This window comes from Stutzerimonas chloritidismutans (assembly GCF_020783375.1).
GTDB classification, from domain to species: domain Bacteria; phylum Pseudomonadota; class Gammaproteobacteria; order Pseudomonadales; family Pseudomonadaceae; genus Stutzerimonas; species Stutzerimonas kunmingensis.
Map to the genome: position 1 here is coordinate 1,870,301 of NZ_CP086067.1, position 20,879 is coordinate 1,891,179.

20 protein-coding genes and 1 tRNA gene are annotated in these 20,879 nt (G+C 60.7%); 10 read left to right on the forward strand and 11 right to left on the reverse strand.

The features are described 5' to 3' along the window. Nucleotides 1-114: 114 nt before the first annotated feature. From LLJ08_RS08805 to LLJ08_RS08850, 10 genes are all read left to right on the forward strand, one after another. Nucleotides 115-191, forward strand: a tRNA-Val gene (locus LLJ08_RS08805). Between the two features lie 228 nt (nucleotides 192-419). Then, complete coding sequence (gene thrS / locus LLJ08_RS08810; protein ID WP_228208710.1) at nucleotides 420-2,342, forward strand: threonine--tRNA ligase; 1,923 nt, start codon at nucleotides 420-422, stop codon at nucleotides 2,340-2,342. Next, entirely contained in the window at nucleotides 2,342-2,893 is a 552-nt protein-coding gene (gene infC, locus LLJ08_RS08815) for a translation initiation factor IF-3 (protein ID WP_172602761.1), read from the forward strand. Before thrS ends, infC begins: the two co-directional genes overlap by 1 nt. Nucleotides 2,894-2,955: 62 nt before the next feature. Beyond that, complete coding sequence (gene rpmI, locus LLJ08_RS08820; protein ID WP_003289526.1) at nucleotides 2,956-3,150, forward strand: 50S ribosomal protein L35; 195 nt, start codon at nucleotides 2,956-2,958, stop codon at nucleotides 3,148-3,150. Nucleotides 3,151-3,177: 27 nt separating this feature from the next. Further along, complete coding sequence (gene rplT / locus LLJ08_RS08825; RefSeq protein WP_003282569.1) at nucleotides 3,178-3,534, forward strand: 50S ribosomal protein L20; 357 nt, start codon at nucleotides 3,178-3,180, stop codon at nucleotides 3,532-3,534. A gap of 172 nt (nucleotides 3,535-3,706) precedes the next feature. Further along, nucleotides 3,707-4,723, forward strand: a complete 1,017-nt coding sequence (pheS, locus tag LLJ08_RS08830; protein WP_041014308.1) for a phenylalanine--tRNA ligase subunit alpha — start codon at nucleotides 3,707-3,709, stop codon at nucleotides 4,721-4,723. Nucleotides 4,724-4,759: 36 nt separating this feature from the next. Next, nucleotides 4,760-7,138, forward strand: a complete 2,379-nt coding sequence (gene pheT / locus LLJ08_RS08835; protein ID WP_228208711.1) for a phenylalanine--tRNA ligase subunit beta — start codon at nucleotides 4,760-4,762, stop codon at nucleotides 7,136-7,138. 3 nt (nucleotides 7,139-7,141) lie between these two features. Then, the gene (gene ihfA / locus LLJ08_RS08840; protein ID WP_003282572.1) at nucleotides 7,142-7,444 is read left to right on the forward strand and encodes an integration host factor subunit alpha; all 303 of its coding nucleotides are present in this window, start codon (nucleotides 7,142-7,144) and stop codon (nucleotides 7,442-7,444) included. Further along, nucleotides 7,425-7,781: a MerR family transcriptional regulator gene (locus LLJ08_RS08845; RefSeq protein WP_015276808.1), complete on the forward strand. Its 357-nt coding sequence runs from the start codon at nucleotides 7,425-7,427 to the stop codon at nucleotides 7,779-7,781. Before ihfA ends, LLJ08_RS08845 begins: the two co-directional genes overlap by 20 nt. A 943-nt stretch (nucleotides 7,782-8,724) precedes the next feature. Then, nucleotides 8,725-9,132, forward strand: coding sequence for a helix-turn-helix domain-containing protein (locus LLJ08_RS08850; RefSeq protein WP_228208712.1), 408 nt, complete (start codon nucleotides 8,725-8,727; stop codon nucleotides 9,130-9,132). A 59-nt stretch (nucleotides 9,133-9,191) separates the two neighbouring features. On the opposite strand, the gene LLJ08_RS08855 is transcribed toward LLJ08_RS08850, so the two are convergent. The 11 genes from LLJ08_RS08855 to LLJ08_RS08905 form a co-directional block, all read right to left on the reverse strand. Beyond that, complete coding sequence (locus LLJ08_RS08855; RefSeq protein ID WP_228208713.1) at nucleotides 9,192-10,397, reverse strand: TraB/TrbI/VirB10 family type IV secretion system protein; 1,206 nt, start codon at nucleotides 10,395-10,397, stop codon at nucleotides 9,192-9,194. Further along, on the reverse strand, nucleotides 10,394-11,377 hold the full coding sequence (gene trbG / locus LLJ08_RS08860) for a P-type conjugative transfer protein TrbG (RefSeq protein WP_419585752.1): 984 nt from the start codon (nucleotides 11,375-11,377) through the stop codon (nucleotides 10,394-10,396). The genes LLJ08_RS08855 and trbG overlap by 4 nt, the downstream gene beginning before the upstream one ends. A 12-nt stretch (nucleotides 11,378-11,389) precedes the next feature. Then, on the reverse strand, nucleotides 11,390-12,082 hold the full coding sequence (gene trbF / locus LLJ08_RS08865; protein WP_228208714.1) for a conjugal transfer protein TrbF: 693 nt from the start codon (nucleotides 12,080-12,082) through the stop codon (nucleotides 11,390-11,392). A 14-nt stretch (nucleotides 12,083-12,096) separates the two neighbouring features. After that, entirely contained in the window at nucleotides 12,097-13,254 is a 1,158-nt protein-coding gene (trbL, locus tag LLJ08_RS08870) for a P-type conjugative transfer protein TrbL (protein WP_228208715.1), read from the reverse strand. A 205-nt stretch (nucleotides 13,255-13,459) separates the two neighbouring features. Further along, a complete protein-coding gene (trbJ, locus tag LLJ08_RS08875) occupies nucleotides 13,460-14,191 on the reverse strand; it encodes a P-type conjugative transfer protein TrbJ (protein WP_228208716.1) in 732 nt (243 codons plus the stop codon). Continuing rightward, a complete protein-coding gene (gene trbE / locus LLJ08_RS08880) occupies nucleotides 14,188-16,608 on the reverse strand; it encodes a conjugal transfer protein TrbE (RefSeq protein ID WP_228208717.1) in 2,421 nt (806 codons plus the stop codon). The genes trbJ and trbE overlap by 4 nt, the downstream gene beginning before the upstream one ends. Nucleotides 16,609-16,615: 7 nt before the next feature. After that, complete coding sequence (locus tag LLJ08_RS08885) at nucleotides 16,616-16,888, reverse strand: VirB3 family type IV secretion system protein (protein ID WP_110776659.1); 273 nt, start codon at nucleotides 16,886-16,888, stop codon at nucleotides 16,616-16,618. Beyond that, nucleotides 16,885-17,226 carry a TrbC/VirB2 family type IV secretion system protein gene (locus LLJ08_RS08890; protein ID WP_228208718.1) on the reverse strand — a complete coding sequence of 114 codons (342 nt, stop codon included), beginning with the start codon at nucleotides 17,224-17,226 and terminating at the stop codon, nucleotides 16,885-16,887. The genes LLJ08_RS08885 and LLJ08_RS08890 overlap by 4 nt, the downstream gene beginning before the upstream one ends. Continuing rightward, the gene (gene trbB / locus LLJ08_RS08895) at nucleotides 17,223-18,173 is read right to left on the reverse strand and encodes a P-type conjugative transfer ATPase TrbB (RefSeq protein WP_228208917.1); all 951 of its coding nucleotides are present in this window, start codon (nucleotides 18,171-18,173) and stop codon (nucleotides 17,223-17,225) included. Before trbB ends, LLJ08_RS08890 begins: the two co-directional genes overlap by 4 nt. A gap of 38 nt (nucleotides 18,174-18,211) precedes the next feature. Beyond that, a complete protein-coding gene (locus LLJ08_RS08900) occupies nucleotides 18,212-18,664 on the reverse strand; it encodes a CopG family transcriptional regulator (RefSeq protein ID WP_228208719.1) in 453 nt (150 codons plus the stop codon). Further along, the gene (locus LLJ08_RS08905) at nucleotides 18,661-20,595 is read right to left on the reverse strand and encodes a conjugal transfer protein TraG (RefSeq protein WP_256445923.1); all 1,935 of its coding nucleotides are present in this window, start codon (nucleotides 20,593-20,595) and stop codon (nucleotides 18,661-18,663) included. Before LLJ08_RS08905 ends, LLJ08_RS08900 begins: the two co-directional genes overlap by 4 nt. Nucleotides 20,596-20,879: the final 284 nt, after the last annotated feature.

A 20,879-nucleotide genomic window follows, 5' to 3' on the forward strand; every position in this document is an offset into this window, starting at 1 on the left:
CGCCAGCGTCGCAACATTGCAAGCAGGAATTTTCAAAATTTCCAGATATCAGTGAGTTAGAAGAAAAAACTGCTTGACTCTTTTTTTCTTGGCTTTAGAATGCGCCCCCATCGAAGGCACATAGCTCAGTTGGTTAGAGCACCACCTTGACATGGTGGGGGTCGTTGGTTCGAATCCAATTGTGCCTACCAATTTCGAATAAAAGGGTCGCTTGCGCGACCCTTTTTTTTGGCTTGCTTGTCAGAGGTCGGGGTTTCTGAAAGCATCGCCAGTCTTGTTTTCCTCCAGTGACTTCGGTTCGGTCGGGTGAGCCTCAGGCTCCTGCCATTGTGCGGCAGGTGTGCTCGCCGAATCGCTTTACTGGCTCATCCCAACCCATGTGGCCTTTGGTACGGGTCACCACTAGGAGAGGAGGCGCCATGCCCACCATTACTCTTCCCGATGGCAGTCAGCGTTCGTTCGATCATCCGGTTACTGTTGCCGAAGTGGCTCAGTCCATTGGTGCTGGCCTCGCCAAGGCGACCGTTGCCGGCAAGGTCGACGGCAAGCTGGTCGATGCTTGTGATCTGATTGAAAAAGATGCAGCGCTACAGATCATCACGCCGAAGGATGAGGAAGGGCTGGAGATCATTCGCCACTCCTGTGCGCACCTTATCGGGCATGCTGTGAAGCAGCTCTACCCGACCGCCCGCATGGTCATTGGGCCGGTCATTGATGAGGGCTTCTACTACGATATCGCCTACGAACGTCCTTTCACTCCCGATGACGTTGCTGCCATCGAGCAGCGTATGAAAGAGCTGATCGATCGCGACTACGACGTCATCAAGAAGGTGACGCCGCGAGCGGAGGTGATAGATGTATTTGCCTCGCGCGGCGAGGATTACAAGCTTCGTCTGGTCGAAGATATGCCCGACGAACAGGCGATGGGTTTGTATTACCACGAAGAGTACGTCGACATGTGCCGTGGTCCGCACGTGCCGAATACACGCTTTCTGAAGTCTTTCAAGCTCACCAAGCTGTCTGGTGCCTACTGGCGTGGGGATGCGAAGAATGAGCAGCTCCAGCGCATCTACGGTACGGCTTGGGCCGACAAGAAGCAGCTGGCTGCTTATATCCAGCGTATCGAGGAAGCTGAAAAGCGCGACCACCGCAAGATCGGCAAGCGTCTGGATCTGTTTCATACCCAGGAAGAGGCGCCTGGGATGGTGTTCTGGCATCCCAATGGTTGGACGCTGTATCAGGTGCTAGAGCAGTACATGCGGCAGGTTCAGCGCGAAAACGGTTACCTGGAGATCAGGACGCCGCAGGTGGTTGATCGCGTGCTCTGGGAGAAATCCGGGCATTGGGCGAACTACGCCGAAAACATGTTCACGACTGAGTCGGAAAGTCGTGATTACGCGATCAAGCCGATGAACTGCCCCTGCCATGTGCAGGTTTACAATCAGGGCTTGAAGAGCTATCGCGAACTGCCGCTGCGGCTAGCCGAATTTGGCGCTTGCCACCGTAATGAGCCGTCTGGTGCGCTGCACGGCATCATGCGAGTACGAGGCTTTACTCAGGACGATGCGCACATCTTCTGCACCGAAGAGCAGATGCAGGCTGAGTCGGCGGCGTTCATCAAGCTGACGCAAGCGGTGTATGCCGACTTCGGTTTTTCGGATATCGAGCTGAAGCTGTCGACCCGGCCCGAGAAGCGTGTCGGCTCCGATGATCTCTGGGATAAGGCTGAAGCGGCGCTGGCGGCGGCGCTGGAAAGTGCTGGGCTGCCGTACGACCTGCAGCCGGGCGAGGGGGCTTTTTATGGCCCCAAGATCGAGTTCTCCTTGCGCGATTGCCTGGGCCGTGTATGGCAGTGCGGTACCCTGCAGCTGGACTTCAATCTTCCGGTGCGGCTGGGCGCAGAGTATGTCAGCGAGAATAATGATCGGCAGCACCCGGTCATGCTGCATCGAGCCATCCTCGGTTCGTTCGAGCGTTTCATTGGCATTCTGATCGAGCATTACGAGGGCGCTTTCCCGGCCTGGCTTGCGCCGACGCAGGCGGTGATCATGAATATCACCGACAAGCAGGCCGCTTTTGCCGCTGAAGTCGAAAAAACGCTCGTCCAAAGCGGGTTTCGTGCCAAGTGCGACTTGAGAAACGAAAAGATCGGCTTTAAAATCCGCGAGCATACTTTGCTCAAGACTCCTTATCTCTTGGTTATCGGGGATCGGGAGGTTGAGACACGATCCGTTGCTGTGCGCACCCGTGAAGGCGTCGATCTGGGCTCCATGCCCCTCGAGCAGTTCGCGCAGATGTTGACACAGGCGGTTTCCCGGCGTGGTCGCCAAGAATTGGAGTAATGACTATTAAGCGTGAAATGAGACAGGATAAACGAGCTGCACCCAAGGCCCCGATCAACGAGAATATCTCGGCTCGTGAGGTCCGTTTGATTGGTGCTGACGGCGAGCAGATTGGCATCGTCTCGATTGATGAAGCGCTGCAAGTAGCTGAAGAAGCCAAGCTGGATCTGGTTGAAATTTCCGCCGATGCAAATCCTCCGGTCTGTCGGATCATGGATTACGGCAAGCATCTGTTTGAGAAGAAAAAGCAGGTTGCTGCGGCGAAGAAAAACCAGAAGCAGATTCAGGTTAAAGAAGTAAAGTTTCGTCCAGGGACGGAAGAAGGGGACTACCAGGTCAAGCTACGCAACCTGGTGCGTTTCCTTAGTGACGGGGACAGGGCCAAGGTATCTTTGCGATTCCGTGGCCGTGAGATGGCCCATCAGGAGCTGGGGATGGAGCTGTTGAAGCGGGTCGAAAACGATCTCGCTGAATATGGCTCGGTCGAACAGCATCCGAAGATGGAAGGACGCCAGCTGATTATGGTCATCGCTCCCAAGAAGAAAAAGTAACCCCCAGGGCACTGGCAGGCCTTGCGGTTATTTGTAATCACCCACAATGTGGAGTACCGAACATGCCAAAGATGAAGACTAAAAGTGGTGCTGCGAAGCGCTTCAAGAAGACTGCTAACGGCTTCAAGCACAAGCACGCTTTCAAGAGCCACATCCTGACCAAGATGTCCACCAAGCGTAAGCGTCAGCTGCGCGGTTGCTCGCAAGTGCACCCGTCCGACGTTGCAAAAGTGGAGCGCATGCTGCGCGTTCGTTGATCCGGTCAAGACTCAGAGGAATAACTCATGGCTCGTGTTAAGCGTGGCGTCGTTGCCCGTCGCCGTCACAAGAAAATTCTGAAACTCGCCAAAGGCTACTACGGAGCGCGTTCGCGTGTATTCCGCGTCGCCAAGCAGGCGGTAATCAAGGCTGGCCAGTACGCCTACCGCGACCGCCGTCAGCGCAAGCGTCAGTTCCGCGCTCTGTGGATCGCTCGTATCAATGCTGGTGCTCGTGTTAACGGTCTGTCTTACAGCCGTCTGATCGCCGGTCTGAAAAAGGCGGCCATCGAGATCGATCGCAAGGTTCTGGCCGATCTGGCAGTGAACGAAAAAGCGGCGTTTGCTGCGATTGTCGAGAAAGCCAAAGCTTCTCTGGCTTAAGCCCCGACAATCCGGACTCTCGGGTTCGTTGCAACGTCATCAATAGGGGAAGAGCCTTGTGCTCTTCCCCTATTTCGTATCTGGAAGGGGCTTTTGCAAAAATGCGTATGGCGGCGACCAATAAGGGCGTCTGACCGGCGCGGTTCTGCAAGAACCTCTGGAGGTTGTGTACATGGAAAATTTGGATGCACTGGTCTCCCAAGCGCTAGAGGCCGTGCAACAAAGCGAGGATATCGGTGCTCTCGAGCAGGTACGCGTTCAGTACTTGGGAAAGAAGGGTGAACTCACTCAGCTGATGCAAACGCTGGGCAAGCTTTCTGCTGAGGAGCGTCCGCAAGCCGGTGCGCTGATCAACGCGGCCAAGAGCAGTGTTCAGGATGTGCTGAATGCTCGCAAGGCTGATCTGGAAAAGGCTGCCTTGGATGCTAAATTGTCAGCCGAGCGAATCGACGTGACACTGCCTGGACGCGGCGAGGCGTCCGGCGGACTGCACCCGGTAACTCGTACCTTGGAGCGCGTTGAGCAGTTCTTCAGCCACATTGGTTACAGCGTGGCAGAGGGTCCCGAAGTCGAAGATGATTACCACAACTTCGAGGCGCTGAATATTCCGGGGCATCACCCGGCGAGGGCGATGCACGATACCTTCTACTTCAATGCCAACATGTTGCTGCGCACGCATACCTCGCCGGTTCAGGTGCGCACCATGGAATCACGTCAACCTCCCATTCGTATCGTCTGCCCTGGCCGCGTCTATCGTTGCGATTCCGATATCACTCACTCCCCCATGTTCCATCAGGTCGAAGGGCTGCTGATCGACGAGGGCGTTAGCTTTGCCGATCTGAAAGGCACTATTGAGGAGTTCCTGCGGGTGTTCTTTGAGAAGCCGCTAGGTGTTCGCTTCCGGCCTTCCTTTTTTCCGTTCACCGAGCCCTCTGCAGAAGTCGACATGCAGTGCGTGATGTGTAGCGGCAAGGGTTGCCGAGTGTGCAAGCAGACCGGCTGGCTTGAGGTAATGGGCTGCGGCATGGTGCATCCGAATGTATTGAGGATGTCTGGGATCGATCCGGAGCGGTACTCCGGATTTGCTTTCGGTATGGGTGTCGAGCGTCTTGCCATGCTGCGTTACGGTGTCAATGACTTGCGCCTGTTCTTCGACAACGACCTGCGGTTTCTCGCGCAATTTCGCTAGTACCGCCGCCAGTCAACGATCTATTAGGAGAGCAGGATGAAATTCAGTGAACAATGGCTGCGGAGCTGGGTCAATCCGCAGGTTTCTCGCGAGGAGCTGGTAGCTCGTCTGTCTATGGTCGGGCTCGAGGTTGATGCGGTGACACCCGTTGCTGGCAGCTTCAGCGGAGTGGTTGTCGGTGAGGTGCTGGAAACGGCGCAGCACCCCGATGCCGATAAGCTTCGGGTCTGTCAGGTCAGCAATGGGAGTGAAACCTTTCAGGTCGTGTGCGGCGCGCCTAACGTGCGGCCAGGCCTGAAGATCCCGTTTGCCATGATTGGCGCCCAATTGCCGGGCGATTTCAAAATCAAGAAAGCTAAGCTCCGCGGTATCGAATCCAACGGCATGCTTTGCTCGGAAACCGAGTTGCAGGTAGGTAGTGACGATAGCGGTCTGATGGAGCTAGCTTGCGACGCACCAGTTGGTACTGATTTCCGCGAGTTTCTTGGTCTCGATGATGTAAGCATCGAAATCGGCCTGACGCCTAACCGCGGAGACTGTCTATCCATTGCTGGCTTGGCACGGGAGGTTGGCGCGATCTATGGCGTAGCAGTCAGTCCGGTGGATGTTGCAGCGGTGCCAGTTGGTCATGACGACTCGCGTCCAGTCGAGGTTTTTGCGCCTGCTGCATGTCCGCGTTACCTCGGGCGTATCATTCGAGACGTCGATCTGTCACGTCCGACGCCTATGTGGATGGTCGAGCGCCTGCGCCGTTCAGACATCCGCAGCATTGATGCGGTCGTCGATGTAACCAACTACGTAATGCTCGAACTGGGCCAGCCCCTGCATGCCTTTGATCTTGTCGAGATCAACGGTGGTATTCGGGTTCGAATGGCTGAAGCGGGCGAAAAGCTCGTCCTGCTCGACGGCCAGGAAATCACCCTGCGGGCGGACACTCTGGTTATCGCAGATCATCAACGGGCGCTTGCGATCGCGGGTGTCATGGGTGGGGAGCATAGTGGCGTAACTGCATCTACGCAGAGCATTTTCCTGGAGAGCGCGTTCTTCGACACCATTGCGCTGGCTGGCAAAGCGCGTTCCTACGGATTGCACACCGATGCGTCCCACCGCTACGAGCGTGGGGTCGATTCGCAGCTGGCGCGTCAGGCTATGGAGCGCGCAACAGGGTTGTTGCTGGCGATCGTCGGTGGTGAGGCTGGACCCATTGTCGAAGTAGTCAGCGAAAGTAATTTGCCTAAGGTAACGCCGGTCACGCTGCGTACTGAGCGCATCACTCAGATGTTGGGCCTGGAAATGGACGGCACCGAGGTGGTACGCCTACTCACATCGTTGGGGTTGGCGGTGACCGAAGAGGCTGAAGGTCGTTGGCAGGTCAGTGTTCCAAGTCATCGTTTTGACATCGGCCTTGAAGTCGACCTGATCGAAGAGTTGGGGCGCCTGTATGGCTACGATCGCCTGCCGGTGCGCTATCCGCAAGCCCGCCTTGCGCCGGAAGCCAAGCCGGAAGCCCGCGCCGAGTTGCCACTGCTTCGTCGTCTGCTAGTGGCTCGTGGTTATCAGGAGGCGATCACCTACAGTTTCATCGATCCCAAGCTGTTCGAGCTGTTCAGTCCGGGCGTGAAGCCATTGGAGCTGGCCAATCCGATTTCTGCAGATATGGCCGCGATGCGCGCCTCGCTCTGGCCAGGTCTGGTCAAGGCATTGCAATACAACCTCAATCGACAGCAGTCGCGTGTGCGCCTGTTCGAAGCAGGGCTGCGTTTTGTCGGTCAGCTGCCGGAGCTTGAGCAGGAGGCCATGCTGGCCGGTGTGGTAACGGGCAGCCGTGAGCCCGAGGGCTGGACGAATGCTCGCGAAGCGGTGGATTTCTTTGACGTCAAGGCAGATGTTGAAGCTCTACTGGCTAATGCCGGCAACGCCGGCGCTTATCGATTCGTCGCTGGAGAGCATCCGGCTTTGCACCCTGGGCAGACCGCACGTGTCGAGCGCGAAGGAACGCTGGTTGGGTTCGTAGGTAGTCTGCATCCTGAGTTGGCGGGCAAATTAGGGATCGATCAGCCTGTGTTCATGTTCGAACTCAAGCTCAGTGAGATCGCCGAGGGGCGGATGCCGTCCTTTGCAGAGCTGTCGCGTTTCCCCGAGGTGCGCCGCGATCTAGCTGTGTTGGTCGCGCGGGAAGTACCTGCTGAGGAAATCCTCACCTGCATTCGTGACGCTGCGGGCGACTATCTGACGGACCTCAAGCTATTTGATGTCTATCAGGGCAAAGGTATTGATCCTCTTAGCAAAAGTGTGGCAGTCGGCTTGACCTGGCAACACCCATCGCGCACTCTAAACGACGATGAGGTGAACGGTTCAATGCAGAAAATCCTCACCTCCCTGGAAGAAAGGTTCAATGCCACGTTAAGGAAATAGCGTATGGGGGCTCTGACGAAAGCTGAAATGGCAGAACGTCTGTATGAAGAGCTGGGCTTGAATAAGCGCGAGGCCAAGGAGTTGGTGGAGCTGTTTTTCGAGGAGATCCGCCAGGCGCTCGAGCATAACGAACAGGTCAAGTTGTCCGGATTCGGCAACTTTGACCTGCGCGACAAGCGTCAGCGGCCCGGGCGAAATCCGAAAACAGGCGAAGAAATTCCTATCACGGCGCGTCGGGTGGTGACGTTCCGTCCCGGGCAGAAACTCAAAGCGAGAGTCGAGGCCTATGCTGGAACCAAGTCATAACGACGAGCTTCCGTCGATCCCCGGCAAGCGCTATTTCACTATTGGTGAAGTCAGCGAGCTTTGTGCTGTCAAGCCACATGTTCTGCGTTACTGGGAGCAGGAGTTTCCTCAGCTCAACCCGGTAAAACGACGCGGCAACAGGCGGTACTACCAGCGTCAGGATGTCCTGATGATTCGTCAGATTCGAGCGCTTCTCTACGATCAGGGTTTCACCATTGGTGGTGCGAGGCAGCGTATGTCCGGCGAGGAGGCGCGCGACGATACTACGCAGTATAAGCAGCTGATCCGGCAGATGATTTCGGAGCTGGAAGAGGTTCTTCAGGTGCTGAGGAAATAGTCGATCTGAATGGACTCTAGAGGTCTGTGCTGAGGGTGCTCGGAGGGGATTAAAAAGAGTCCTCACGCTGTTGAGTTCGGGGCGCGCAAAAAAAAATCCAATCATCGCTAGATGATTGGATTTTTTTATGTGTTTTGGTCGGGACGGAGTGATTCGAACACTCGACCCCTTGCACCCCATGCGGGCTATCGAACACCTATCTTGTTGTTTCTAAATACTTTTTCAACGGCGCCTACTGCAATCAGCGCCTTACGCTGTTCGACGATATTTAACGGATCCCCCCAAAAGTCCCACCCCGCATCTGCGGACGGCCGCTCTCGCCCCGCCAATCTCTACCGAGTGTGTAAAGACTGAACCCGGACTACTTCCCTTTCTATCGCGACGTTTCAGAACCGCTCGCCGGTTCGTTGCGGCGGATGATAATCACGAGCAAGCCGGGGGAAGGATCGACTTATCACCTATTAAGGGTACCCCGGCTCCTAGCTGCGACCGTCGAGCTCAAGGCACGATCGATATCTCATAACGCGTTGGGCGTCGATTGCTCGAAACGACATCGCTCCGTTGGCATCAACGGCTTGTTGCTGAGTTCCAAGCTACATGCGCCCAACCGGCTCGGACATCCCCGGGCATGCCGCGACAGGAGGCGCGGTGCTGATTGGCTGGAGGTAGAGGTGAACGACGAGCGGATTAGCAGACCCATCGTCACGACGTCTACGTCTAAATTGGCACGGGCTGCCGTTGAACAGTGATCGGTACTATAATGCCTAAAAATTCCCAGCTTGGCCTTTTTAGGTCTTATAATACTGATTGATAGGCGTAGTTGCGTTAAATTCGGAACTACAGTACCGGTTACAAGTTGAGTAGGCTATGGTTGGAGAACTCGCGATCCAGACCCATGTCGAGGCCGCTGACCTGCCGGTGATTTGGGCGGAATGGGGGTGAGATGAGCACGCCCAATAGCGAGCAACGAAAGCAAATCATCGACGACATCATGCAAGGCCATGCGTCGGGAAGGGAAACGCTGGGGACCTCGATACGCCGGTTGCGCCTCGAGGTGACCGGTTTCGACCAGGCGACCTTCGCCGCGATGTGCAACCTGTCCACCAAAGCCCTGTACCAGCTAGAGACCGATAAAGGTAATCCAACCCTCGGCACCATCGAGGCGATCCTGAGGAAATTCGGGCTTCGCGTTGGGCTCGTTGCAGGCATACCCGCCTCGTCCGTTTCTCTGCGTGAGCCGTCGTCCGATGTGGCTCGCCGGGTCCGAGGAGCCAACCCGCGCCGCAAACACGTCGAACGGCGAGAAGGGACGACGGCCGCTCCGCCCGATAAGGGTGGCGAGCGAAGATAGGCTGATTAGCGCCGGGCAGGTCTGTGGGGGGATTGAGTCTTCGTCGTCTCGCTCGATTTTCATGGCCGGCGACGTATCGGTGCGGAAGGCGGCCGATACGGGCGCAGCGGAATATCGCGGTTGACGATGATCCGCAGGGGAAGGCCGGGCCGCTGGGTGAGCGTGGGCCGTATGTCCACGTTTCGACGTGTGATCTCCTGGCCTACCTGGTTGATCGAGTCTTGCAGGCTGTCACGACCCGCTATCACGATTCGATCCCCCTCATCGCGGCTCGACGGGGCCGCCAGCTCGGCGCCGATGCCCAACAGGCTGGTCAGAGCCGCGCCGGCAACGATTCGATCCCAATGCCAATCAACGCCGTCCTCGAGACCGGCATAGCCTTGAGGGTCACTTGCGATTGGGTTGTCGAGTTTCAGCGACGAGGTGTCTGGAAAAATAAGCCTGTGCCAGACCACGGCGACTCGGCTCTGCCCATGGCGGATTTGGCTGTCGTAGCGGCCAAGCAGACGAGCACCCTGGGGAATCAGCACATGCGCTCCGGTCGCGGTGTCGTAGACCGGCTCGGTTACCGTGGCGATCACATCGCCTGGCAGGTCGGACTTGATGCCGGTCACCAGCGCGGCCGCGATCACGCTGCCCGCCATGACCTGATAGGGCGAGCCCGGCTTCTGCACCAAAGCGGATTCGCTCATTTGTGCGTCTGAGGTTTTACTGAGAAGCGCCTGATTGCCAGCGAGGTTTTGAACAGAGCGGTCAGGGCGATCTGGATCAATGACGGGATCGCTGGCTGGCCGGGTGTGGCTGGCCTGGAAGAAGAGAGGCGAGAGGCGCGCTTGCTCGTCCTCTTCCGCGTCCGCCAGTTCGGGCGTTTTCGGCTCGATCTCGCCTGGGTGCGGTGAGGCATAAGTCAAAGGCTCGGTTGTCGCGGTATCGGCTCTCTCGGTGTGGCTACCCGACGCTGGCCGGGGCGACGCCAATTGCGAATAGTCCTTTGCAAGTGAGTCGAGGCGCTCCGATCGAACATTGTGATCGACGTTGAAGAGTTCGCCCGCCGCATTTCTGCGCGCGTGGTCTGGTGGATTCAGTCCCAGGAGCAGGGCGATGAGCGTCGCTGTTGCCAGAGTGCCGGCAATGGCTAGCACTGTCCGTGCGTTTAACCGCGTGATGCGATCCGGTCGGGCGCGCAAAGCCAGCGTCTCTGCCGCCACCTTCGTCTGTGGCGGCACTGGGGCGTCTTCCCCGGAGGCGTCGGTTTCGCTCGTCATCGATGACCACCGGAGGGGACGTCGCTGCGTTCGATCCGAACGACCGCATTCTCTTCTCCGCCCAGGCGGAGCTCGGCCGCGGCAAAGAGCCGATCGACGACGTAGTACGGGGACCGGACGCGGTAGTTGACCAGCTCGCCATCGCCCGTGGCGCCAATGACGAAGAGTGGCGGGAGCTCGCCCTGGGCAATCCCCGGCGGAAACTGGATGTAGACCTTGCGCCCATCGTCGAATGCACGAAGTGGCTTCCAGGACGGGTTGTCGCCGCGAATCACATAGCGAAACTGCAGCTGCTCGAGGGCGAGGCCGGCATCCACCGGTGCCGCTTCGAGGGCCTCGGCAGCCTGCCTTCTAAGGGCCAGAAGTCGATCCTGTGGGTAGTCCCAGGATACCGATGCCATCCAGGCCTGCTCGGTGGAGGTTAGTTCAACCAGATAGGTGCGCCGGTTGGTGGTGATCACCATGTTCGTCGTGATATCGACGCGGGTCGGTTTGACGAGGATGCTGATCCGCAGCTTCTCGCCCATCCCGCTCGATGTGTCGCCGACGATCCAGCGTGCGGTGTCACCGGCGGCGACGGCGACGAGTTCTTCACCGGGTTCGAGGTTGATCGCGGTCACTCGGCCGGGACTGGCAAACACCTGGTACAGGGCGCCGTCGGAGAAAGGCCATACCTGAATTGCGTTTAGATAGCCCTCCCGGCTCGGTGCAATTCTGGCTTCATCGTTGGCGCGCGAGACGCTTGCTTCAGGGGAGGCAGGTTCCGACTGACTGACCGGCTTCGGCAGTGGCTTGAGCTGTGACGGGAGCGCCAGCGGCTGGGGTATCGCCACTACCTCCACCGGCTTTGGAGGCTCCGCCATCTGCTGGGCTGCGACCGGCTCCTCCAGTGGAATCGCCGGCGGTACTTCATTTCGGCTGGCGCAACCGGTTGTTGCGATGACTAGAAAAGAGCAAACGTAGCGCAGGTACCGCATCATCGTGGGTTCGCCTCATTGACTGGTGTTCAGTTCGCGGCTCCAGGACAGGCTGTCGACATAGATGCCCAGGGGGTTCTGGCGAAGCTTTTCTTCGCTACGTGGCGGCTTGAGGACGACCGTTAGCACGGCGGTCCAGCGCTCGGAACCTGCCGAAGCGCCATCGACGAAGCGGCGCTCCGTCCAGCGCACCTGGAAGGAGTTCTCGCTGGCGCGGACAACGCTCGTGATTTCAACCGTGATCGACTCCCTGCCGATGCGTGAGAACGGATCACTCTCGCGAGCGAACTCGTTGAGCGTCGTGGCACCGCGGTTCGTGGTCAGTTGGTAGGCACCAAGCCAGTTGCTTCGGACCACGACCGGGTCGATGGGCAGCGCGCGGACTTGGGTGATGAAGCGGGCCAAGTGCTGGGCGATCAGCGCATCACCTGGCTGGTAGTCGGTCGCAGCTTCACCCACTGCGCGAACCTGACCGGAACTGTCGACTTCCACCACGTAGGGAATGACCAGCGACTGTGTCGAACGCCAGACCAGGCCCGCCGCCATCAGCAGCGCCAAACCCAGGCAGCCGAACGCCATCAGGCGCCAGTTCCTGGCCTGGACGCGGCTGGACCCGAGGCGCTCGTCCCAGACCTGCGCAGCAGACTGGTAGGGCGTCGCTGGTGCAGGCGCCTGCGAGTAGCGCGTGCGAGCGCGTCTAAAGCGCATCGAGGCGGTCTCCCTTACCCATCCGCAGGGTCCTTCAGTCGAGGTCCCTGTGCCGAGCCGCCAGCGTCCCCGCCGCGCAGCGTGTGGGCCACTGTGGCGGTCGCCTGGCTGAGCTGCTGTCGACGTTGCAGGCGCTTGGCCCAAGCCGGTTGTGCGGTCGCGGTTTCAGACTGCCCATCCGAACCTTGCCCCATGGTGGCTTCAGCCAGGGAGCCGCTTGCCATGCGCGCCGCGCTCGCTGCCCCTGTTGCGCCCGTCACACCGGCGGAGAGGCGAGACCCCTTGAGTGCAGATGTTGCGCCGGATGCCAGGGCCACACCGCCGGCAGTCATGCCGGCAACCCCTAAGGCGGCTCCGGCGGCCGCACCCGCGCCCAGCTGTGGTGCGCCCGAGACAAGTCCGGTCGCGATGCCGGGGCCGAAGATGCCGAGCCCCAGCATGGCGAGCGAGGCGAGCATCGTGGCCAGCGCATGATCAAGGGTGGGCTCCTCGGGAGTTGATAGAAACTCGTCGAAAAGCCCGCTGCCGATCCCGATGATCACCGCGAGCACCAGGATTTTTATACCGGACGAGACAACGTTGCCGAGGACCTTCTCGGCGAGGAATGCGGTCTTGTTCCAAAGGGCGAATGGCACCAGTACGAAGCCTGCGAGCGTGGTCAGCTTGAACTCGATCAGCGTGACGAATAGCTGGATGGAGAGAATGAAGAAGCTGACGAGCACCACGAGCCATGCCAGGAACAGCACGACGATCATGTCTAAATTGGCCATCGTCTCAGTGAGCCCCGTCAGGCCACCGATGCGTTCGAGCAGGGGGCGTCCCGCCTCGATGCCTAGCGCTGCGATCCGTCCCGGTTGCAGAAACTGCTCTTGCGTCATGGAAGAGCCTGATGCCAGCAGGCCAAGGCCTGCGAAGGACGTAAAGACGATCTTGGCCAGCCAGTTGAAGTTGCCGATGATAAAGGCGAACGCGCCTACGTAGAGGGTCTTCCTGAGCAGCTTCGCAATGGCATCGTCGCCGCCGTTGGCCCACAGCAGGCCCGCAAGGGTGACGTCGATGACGAGCAGGGTCGCCGACAGAAAGGCGATCTCCCCATTGAGCAGCCCGAAACCGGAGTCGATGTACAGCGAGAAGGTTTCGAGAAAGCGGTCTATGACCCCCACATCGTTCATGGTTCCGCCTCCTCGAAGGTCGGCGGGATGTCCGGCAGCTGCTGCAGCCGTTGAAACTCATCGGGCCGTGCCCGCCCGGAGAAGAAACGCTGCGTTGCATCAGGTTCCGCATGGCGCGCGGTATCGCTGCTCGAATCCGCCTGCTGGCAGCTGCACGCCAGTACTAGCGCAGCACCCAAAAGAGCCGGGACGAACACGCACGGCATCATGGTGCGAAGACCCGGACGGGGCGAGGCGAATAGAACGTTCCACTAGCCATGAAGCGTTTGCGCCGCTCTCGGGCCTCGTGCTCGACGGCAACCTGGCGGGCCTGCCCGATGGACACGGCACGGTGCTGTGCGATCGCCAACTGCTGGGCCTGGATGACCTGTTTGGCCTGCAGGGCCAGCAACTGGTTGGTCGCCTGCGAAGCCTGAAGCGCCCCCACTGCAGATTGGCTTTGACTGACCAGGTCGGTGAGCGCAGCCTCATCCAAGGCGAGATCCTGCGAGAGCTGCGCCTGCATCCGGAGGGCTGTATGCACGCCTTCGCGTGCCTGGCTCCAACGCTCGATCGAGTGTGCGGCCATGTCGGATCCGGTGATCGAGGCGGCATACCGCTCGGGGTACAGTCGGGCGAAGGCCTGGTCGAGCCTTGAAACCTCGTACGCGAGACCGGTTGCCTCGGCCAGCAGTTGCTCGCTTTGCCTGATCGATTGTCGCAGCCGGTTAACGGCATTGAAGTCCAGGGCGGCAAGGTTGCGCGCCTGGTTCAGCAGCATCTGGGTCTCATTGTGTAGCTGGCTGATCTGGTTGTTCGTCATCTCCAGCGTGCGCACGGCGGTGAGTGTGTTCTGGGCCAGGTTGGTCGGATCGATGACGGTTATCGCGCGTGCATGCCCAATGGCTGAGACGCAGAGCAGAACTACCGTGTGTAGGACCAGGCGCTGCAGCGTCATGGCTGGTGGTCCTGTGCCGATTGATGGGACGCAAGCAGCCCGGCCGCCCAGTCAAGCCCACGGGTCTGCAGCCAGGCCTGTGCGAAGGGCGTTCCGCTCGAGAGCATCTGGTCGATCCTGCGCTGGTCTTCGGGCGTGGCTGCTGCCGTAAAGGCGAGGGCTACCGGGCCGAGTGCCAGCTCGAACAGGCGGTTGCCCTGACGGGACTGGTAGTAGTACTCGCGCTTGGGTAGGGCGCCCGTGATCATTGATATTTGGCGATCGTTCAGGCCAAACGCCCTGTAGAGTTCGCGGACCTGCGGCTCCTGCGCCTGCGGATTGGGCAGCAGGATCCTGCTCGCGCAGCTTTCGATGACGGCCGAGGCAATGCTCGAGGCGTCGATGTCCGCGAGCGATTGGGTGGCAAAGATCACCGAGACGTTCTTCTTGCGCAGCGTCTTCAGCCATTGCCTGATGCGGGCTGCGAAGAGAGGCTCGTCCAGAAATAGCCAGGCTTCGTCGAGAATGAGCAGCGTCGGCGCGCCATCGAATTGTGCGTCGAACCGATGAAACAGATAGCCGAGCACCGCCGCGACGCTCGCCTTGCTCGACATGAGCGCCTCCATCTCGAAGCACTGCACAGGCGCATCGGCCAGGCAGTCCTGGTCCGCATCGAGTAGATCGCCACGTGGGCCGCCGAGCAGATAGGGCTCGAGTGCCTCGCGAAGAGCGGGGTCCTGCAGCAGCAGGGTGAAACCCGTGAGGGTTCGCTGGGCCTTGGGTACGCCGGCCAGGCTGAGCAGCGCCGTCCAGATCGCCGACCGTTGTTCGGGCCCCACCTGGACACCCTCTTGCAGCAGGCGGGCCTGGACCCACTCGCTCGCCCACGTGCGCTGGCGATCATCATCAATGTTGGCCAGCGGCTGGAATGCGATCGAAGCGTCGTCCCCGAGATCATGGTGGACGCCGCCGAGGCCCAGCGTTGTCGCCCTAAGCGAACGGCCCATGTCGAAGATCAGAAGGCGTGCGCCCGGATAGCGCCGAAATTGCAGCGCAAGGGTCGCAAGCAGCACGGACTTGCCCATGCCGGTTGGGCCTGCGATAAGCGTATGGCCGACATCGCCGACATGGGTAACCAGCCGAAAAGGCGTCGAGGCCTCGGTACGGGTGATCATCAGGGGCGGGCCGTCGAGGTGCTGGTTTCGCGCGGGCCCCGCCCACACTGCCGAGACCGGGATCAGGTGCGCGAGGTTGAGGGTTGAGATCAGTGGCTGGCGTACATTGGCGTAGGCATTGCCTGGAATGGAGGAGAGCCAGGCCTCGACTGCATTGAGCTGCTCGGCAATGGTGACGAGCCCGTGGCTCTGGATGGTTCGCTCCACCAGCCGACGTTTCTCCTCGGCTTGCTCACGGGTATCGCCGAGAACCGTCACGGTTGTCGTGACATACCCAAAGGCGGTCATGTCGGCGCCGAGTTCCTGCAGTGCAGCGTCAGCGTCGGCGGCCTGGTTGGACGCGTCGTTGTCGACCAGTGCGCTTTCCTGTTGGAAGACGGTTTCGCGCAGGAGCGTCGCAACACTTTTGCGCTTGGAAAACCACTGTCGGCGAAGCCGCGTGAGTTCGGCGAGGGCTTCCTGCTTGTCGAGGCAGATGAAGCGGGTGGACCAGCGATACGCGATGGCGATGTGGTTCAGGCTGTCGAGAACGCCGGGCCAGGTCGATCCCGGAAAGCCTCTGACCGATACGACCCTAAGGTGCTGCTCGCCCAGCATGGGCGCAATTCCTGTCACGAGTGCGCGATCGGCGAGGAGGGCGTCCAAATAGAAGGGAACGGTCGGGACCGTCACCTGCTGCCGCTGCGTCGATACGGTTTGGTGCAGATAGGTCAGCGTCTGCGCGTCATCCAGCCAGGCGGTCTCGGGCATCGCGCCCTGGATCAGATCGTGGAAGCGGTCGCTGTCGCGGACGAAGTCGCCAAGCTCGCGCTTCCAGTCCGCGCCGGGAGCGGCTCGGCCGGCGTAGAGCAGGCCAGGCGCGCGGGCCCGGATCTGCTCGCCTGGCAGGTAGGTAAGGGTCAGGTAGTACTGACTCTCGAAATGGCGGCCAGCCGCTTCGAACGTTGCCCTGCGTTCCTCGTCGACGAGCCAGGACAGCGCATCGGGAAACTGGCTGGTGGGGTATGCCTCGGCAGCGTGGCGGTCAGCGTCGATATGGAGCATCCAGCCCGATCCGAGACGACGCAGCCCATTGTTCAGGCGAGCCGTTACGGCGAGCAGCTCCGCTTCGGTCGAGCTGTCCAGATCCGGGCCTCGGTAGCGCAGGGTTCGCTGAAAGGAGCCGTCCTTGTTCAGTACTACCCCGGGCGCCACGAGACCTGCCCAGGGCAGCCAGTCGGCAAGCCTGGCGGGCAGTGCCCGGAATTCGCGCAGATTCAGCATGGTCGGCCTACACGTCCAGCAAGGGTGGAAATCTGAGGTGGCGGGTAAACACCGGCAGGAACTGCGGATCCAGTCGCGTCCCCCATACCGCCAGCATGTGGCCTGTCAGCCACAGTGCGAGGCCGGCCGGCCAAAGCTGCAGGCCCAACCCAACGACGGCCGCCATGGTGCCGTTGAGAATGGCGACGCTGCGGGGCACGCCCCCGAGCAGGATTGGCTCGCACAATGACCTGTGCAGCGGCAGTTCGAAGCCGGAAAGGTGTGGGCTCGCTTCGCTCATGCGATCACCGCGCCGCCGGCGAAGCTGAAGAAGCTGAGAAAGAACGAGGAGGCCGCGAAGGCAATGGACAGCCCGAAGACGATCTGGATGAGCTTGCGAAAGCCTCCGCTCGTATCACCCAGGGCGAGCGTCAGCCCCGTTGCCACGATGATGATGACCGCAACGATCTTGGCGACCGGGCCCTGAACCGATTTGAGGATCAACTCAAGCGGCGCCTCCCAGGGCATCCCCGAGCCGGCGGCAAGGACTGGCGTCGCAAGGCCCAGTACCAGCAGGCCCGATGCAATACCCGAGAAACGGGCGGCCAGGCTCGGACGAATGCGTAAGAGTCGGTTCATGCGGGGGCTTCCTGACGGTTGGTTGGTGTGTCGGCGAGTGGAACGCCGATTGCTGTCAGTCTGTAGCCCTGATGGTCGTACCCTGTGACCCACACCATCTCCTGTACGCGGCGTTCGCAGCCACGACCGGTGAGAAACACGACGAGATTGACGGCTTCGGCGATCAGCGGCCGGGGTGCGGCGAGGGCGACCTCGAGAATCAGTTGCTCCAGACGAAGCAGCGCGCCGTGGCAGGAACCGGCATGGATCGTGGCGATCCCACCAGGGTGGCCGGTGCCCCATGCCTTGACGAGGTCAAGCGCCTCCGCGCCCCGCACCTCACCGACGACAATCCTGTCCGGCCGAAGCCGGAGGGTGCTGCGCACGAGGTCCTTCATCGTGACGACTCCGGAGATTGCCCGCAGACACACCTGGTCGCGGGCCGTGCACTGCAGTTCTACCGTATCCTCGAGCACCAGGACTCGATCGCCGGTGCCGGCCACCTCCGCGAGCAGGGCGTTGGCCAGCGTGGTCTTGCCACTGCTGGTGCTGCCGGCGATGAGGATGTTCCTGCGCTCGTGCACCGCCTTACGCAGCACGTCACGCTGCTCGGGCGTGATGACACGGTCATCGACATAGTCGTCTAGGGTCAGGTGCTGGATTGCGCGCTTGCGGATTGAGAAGGCGGGAGCGGGCGAGGCGGGGGGCAGCACACCCTCGAAGCGCTCCCCGGTCTGCGGCAGCTCGGCACTCAGCAGGGGGCTGGCCGCGTTGATGGCCCGCCCCACGTGCGCCGCTACCAGCCGAACAACGCGCTCGCCCTCGGAAGCCGACAGGGTTCCGATCTCGTGCCGGCCCCCGCTTAGCCTGTCGATCCAAAGGCGTCCATCGGGGTTCAGCATGACCTCGGCGACATCTGCGTCATCGAGGGCGGCCGCGATCCGCGCGCCCAAGGCGGTGCGCAACATCGCGGCGCTGCGCATGAGAGCCGTGGTGGGGAGGGCGTTCATGGCCGATCTCCCGACGCCGTCATGGTGTGATCAGGTGTTTCGAATGCCTGACCTTCACGCTCGATTTCGTCTATCAGACGTCGGCCCTTCTGCCATCGTCTGCCCAACTGCTCGACAAACTGGGTAAAGCGCAGGCGACCTTGGGCTCTCGCGGCTTCCTGGTGCGCTTCGGGCACCGGCGTGCTGACGGTCAGGTAGTAACGCACGTACAGAGCAACCGTCTCGATGAGGATGTTCTGGTCACGTTCCAACCGCTCGAACTGCCTCGACAGGCGATCCAGACGCTTGCCCATGGCAACTTCACGCTGTTCACCCGAAGCGGGCGACAACCAACTCGCCAGTGCCGCGGCGACGAGGGAGGACTTCGATACACCTTTCTTGGTTGCCAGCTCATCGAGACGCTTGGCGTGCTCGGGCTCGATGAAGAGGTTTAGTCGCGCGCGTCTCATAGGGATACTCCATCGTCAGGACCAATCGCCGCCGATAGCCGCAGCGGCGTTCCGACTGAATCGAGACCCGCATCGTCGTCCAGCAGCGCGAGGTCGTTGGTCAGGGGCGACAGGTTCGGCATTGGCCGTGCCTCGTCCCACGACTCGCGCAGGGAGCTGTGCTCAAGGCCACCGGCATCGTCCCCAAGTGCGCTGACCGGCTGACAGGGCTCGCCGGTCACAACGACGCCGCACCAGTCGTGAGGTGCTACGGCTGGCGCATCCGGGTAGGGACCCGGGCTGAGCACCGGAGCGCTGTAGAGTCTTGGGACGAAGTTGCGATCCGTGTAATAGCGCAGCTTCCTGGCGCGAATGGGCGGCACGCCCGAGAGCATCACGATGGCCTCGTCGACCGGCAGCTGCATCACCTCGCCGGGCGTCAACAGAGGTCGTGCCGTTTCCTGGCGAGAGACCATGAGGTGCCCCAGCCAGGGTGCGAGCCGGTGGCCCGCATAGTTGCGTTGCGCGCGCAGTTGCGTCGCGGTTCCCAAGGTCTCGGAGATGCGTTTGGCCGTACGCTCGTCGTTGGTGGCAAAAGTGATGCGGACATGGCAGTTGTCCAGGATCGAGTGGTTCTGTCCGTATGCCTTGTCGATCTGGTTGAGCGACTGCGAGATCAGGAACGCCCGCAGGCCGTAACCGGCCATAAATGCCAGGGCCGATTCGAAGAAATCCAGCCGTCCCAGCGCGGGGAACTCGTCGAGCATCAGCAACAGTTGGTGCCTGCGCCTGAGACCGTCGGCGCCGTCGAGCGATTCGGTCAGGCGCCGCCCGATCTGGTTCAGGATCAGTCGAATGAGCGGTTTGGTGCGGCTGATGTCCGACGGCGGAACGACGAGGTAGAGCGACACCGGATGCACAGCGGCAACCAGGTCCGCAATGCGCCAATCGCATCGGGAGGTCACCTGGGCCACAGTCGGGTCACGGTAAAGGCCGAGGAAGGACATGGCCGTCGAGAGCACGCCCGAACGTTCGTTCTCGCTCTTGTTCAACACCTCGCGTGCCGCGGATGCAACGACCGGATGGGGGCCCTCCGGCAGATGGGAGGTAACCATCATGCGATGGAGCGTCAGCTCGAAGGTGCAGGCCGGATCTGAAAGAAAATTGGCAACGCCTCGCAGTGTCTTGTCCGCGACGGCGTACAGGACGTGAAGGATGGCGCCTACCAGCAGAGAATGGCTGGTCTTCTCCCAGTGATTGCGCCGCTCCATCGCGCCTTCGGGATCGACGAGGATATCCGCGATGTTCTGGACGTCCCGTACCTCATGATCGCCCCGGCGAACCTCGAGCAGGGGGTTGTATGCCGCGGACGCCGGATCGGTCGGGTTGAACAGTAGACAGTGGGAGAAGCGCGAGCGCCAGCCTGCCGTCAGGTTCCAGTTCTCGCCCTTGATATCGTGGATGACGGCCGAACCTGTCCACGACAGCAGGGTAGGCACGACAAGCCCGACGCCCTTTCCAGAGCGGGTGGGGGCGAACGCAAGGACATGCTCGGGGCCTGCGTGGCGCAGATAGCGGCCCCGGTAAAGGCCCAGGCAGACACCCGCGTCCTTTGTCAGCCCAGCCGCACGTACCTCCCTGAGCATGGCCCAGCGCGCGGATCCGTGGGTAGTGGCTGTACTGGACTGGCGCGCCCGCCAGATGGACATGCCGAATGCGAGCAACACGGCAGTTGCGCTGCCGCCGCTTGCGATCAACCCCGCTCTGTCGAAGGTGGATGGGGACGCATCGCCAAACCGAAACCACCAGGCGAACAAGCGCCAGGGCTGGTACACGGGATAACCACGCAGTTCGAACCAGGGGCGGCCAAGCTGCGGGTCATAGTCCAGCGACGAGGCGGCCGACTGCGTCGCGATCCAGACGCTGGCGAGTACGACCGAGACCGTCGCCATCACCTGTCCGTACAGCACGTTCGATGCCTGGTTCACCGCCGTTGCGCTCCTTATCCATGCGGCACCTTGGCGTGCCGTATGGATAAGGTTCGTAAATCAAGTCACTGACTTCAAAGACCGATTGGGCAACGATTATGTGGGCCGTGCAGACGGCCGGACCGGGTAGGCATAGATGGACGAAACTGCGGACGGACCGGGGGAAGTGATTTTCGGGCCACGCGGAGAAAGGACTGCATTGATGCCGTAATGACGCACATCCGAGCATGCCAGCTACTCAAAAATGC